This window comes from Allobosea sp. 05T422_2 (genome assembly GCF_056396265.1).
In genome coordinates, this window is sequence record NZ_JBFTLD010000473.1 from 1 (window position 1) to 2,228 (window position 2,228).

The window sequence follows — 2,228 nt, forward strand, 5'->3', positions numbered from 1 at the left end:
GGGGGGGGGAGTGTCTGAATTTTTGTGTCCGGGGCGGGTTGAGCTTCATTGAGTGATGAAGCGATCCTCGAACATGATCGCGAACTGGGACTTGGCTTCGGTCCATTCGCGTGGGGGCATTTTCCACTCGGCCGCGGCATCGCGCAAGACGAGATAGATCAGCTTGGTTGCGGCTTCGTCGGTCGGAAAATGGCCTCGGATTTTGACCGCTCGCCGGAGCTTTGCGTTCAAGGCTTCGATCGCATTTGTAACCGGTATGAGGATGGTCGGTGCGGAAGTCCTGCCGCGTCGCTGCGACGTGGCTTATGCTGCGAGCATCCGGGACAGAGGCACCGGGAGCACGAAGGTGCGGGCAGGCCGATGTATACGATGAGCCGCGAGCTCGCGTTAGTAGCTGGCCGCCTCTGCGACTCGCCCGGTTGCGCCGAGAGCGCGGATCCGTAGGTGTCGTGTCGCCCGCCGCTCCCGTCGTCATGCTGACAGGAGGCGCTGATGCGACGCGTGATCGGGATGGATATCCACCGGACTTCGGCGAGGTCGTGATCTGGGAGGACGGTCGGTTGAGGCATGCCGGGAGGGTCGATATGACCCGGACGGCCTTGGAGGGATTTGGAAAGACGTTGTTGCCAACGGACGAGGTCGTGATCGAGGCCACCGGCAACTGCATGGCGGTGTCGCGCGTGCTGTCGCCCCTCGTCGCGCGGGTCGTGATCGCTAATCCGCTGCAGGTGAAGGCGATCGCCCATGCCCATGTGAAAACGGACAAGGTCGATGCCGGTACCTTGGCAACGCTCCATGCCGCTGGCTTCTTGCCGGAGATCTGGACGCCGGACGCGGAGACCGAGCGACGGCGCCGGCTGGTTGYGCGACGCGGCCAGGTCGTTCGCCATCGCACCCGGATCAAGAACGAGGTGCATGCCATCCTGCACGGGCATCTGATCCCAAAATGCCCGCATGCGGACCTGTTCAACGGCCGAGGGCGGGCCTGGTTGACCAGGCAAGATCTTCCGAAGGACGAATGCGACGCGATCACACGTCATCTGCGCGAACTCGACCGTCTGGGTGACGATCTTGCCGAGCTCGATCGTGAGATTGCGCAGGATGCGATCGAGGACCCGACAGTCGCGCGGCTGATGACCGTCACCGGGATCAAGCTGACCGTCGCAACTTCTCTGGCGGCGGCCATCGGCGATATCGCCCGGTTCAAGACACCGCAAAAGCTGGTGAGCTACTTCGGCTTGAACCCGCGCGTCCGACAATCCGGGACCGGCGTCGCCCATCATGGCCGCATTAGCAAGATCGGTCGCAGTCACGCGCGCGCCATGCTGGTCGAAGCCGCGTGGTCAGCCGCCAAGGCGCCGGGGCCGCTGCATGCCTTCTTCGTCCGGATCCGGGCCAGGCGCGGACACCAGGTCGCGGCGGTTGCTGTCGCGCGCAAGCTGACGGTCCTGGTCTGGCATTTGCTGACGAAAGGAGCCGACTACCGTTGGGCGCGTCCGGCTCTGATCGCCAACAAGCGTCGCGCGATGGAGCTCCAGGCTGGACAACCGCAGAGCAAGGGCAACAAGCCCGGGTCTGCCCACGCCTACAACGTCAAGGCACTGCGCGAGCAGGAGATGGAGGTCGCTCGCCACGCCGAGCGGGCCTACGAGCACTTCGTCGCCCAGTGGAAGACGCGACCGGGACGAGAGGCGCACGGACGCCTCAAATCGACAAGGCGCGAATGAGGCGGCCTGGCGGAGCTTGCAGTCGGCGCTCCGCTCTTCGCCACCGAGGTCGTCCGTGCAGAACCGAAACTACCACGTCGAAACTGGAAACGCTTGTCCATCTCATMCGTTGTGTAGACGATTTTGCGGACGGCCTCGGGGAACGCGAAGAAYGGGATGACGCGATCCCAGTTSCGGCGCCAGGCCTGGGCTATTGCCGGGTATTTTCGCCCCCAGAAGCCGGCATCGAAGGCCTCGAGCGCGGCTTTGCCGGCCTCGGCGTCTGTGGCCCGGTAGATCATGCGCAGCGCGGGCACGACGGGCTTTCGATCCTTCCAGGAGACGAATTCCAGCGAGTGCCGGATCAGATGCACGATGGGGTCGTTGAAAAACCTGCCTTCGCGTGATTCTCTTGATCCTGATCGGGATTGGGGGCCGGCATGCTGGGTCGCAAGGAACGGGACCAACTGGAGCTGTTCATTTCGGGCACGCTCCGCCAGCTTATTCCTGACGAACATATTC

General features: G+C 63.7%; 3 pseudogenes. 1 reads left to right on the forward strand and 2 read right to left on the reverse strand.

Annotation, left to right across the window (positions count from 1 at the left end):
- Positions 1-45: 45 nt before the first annotated feature.
- Positions 46-261: pseudogene (locus AC1DJT_RS36275) on the reverse strand (transposase); the annotation flags it as partial.
- A gap of 249 nt (positions 262-510) precedes the next feature.
- Here AC1DJT_RS36275 and AC1DJT_RS36280 point away from each other — a divergent pair.
- A pseudogene (locus tag AC1DJT_RS36280) lies at positions 511-1,727 on the forward strand (IS110 family RNA-guided transposase).
- Between the two features lie 95 nt (positions 1,728-1,822).
- On the opposite strand, the pseudogene AC1DJT_RS36285 reads toward AC1DJT_RS36280, so the two are convergent.
- Positions 1,823-2,083 (reverse strand): annotated as a pseudogene (locus AC1DJT_RS36285) (transposase); the annotation flags it as partial.
- Positions 2,084-2,228: the final 145 nt, after the last annotated feature.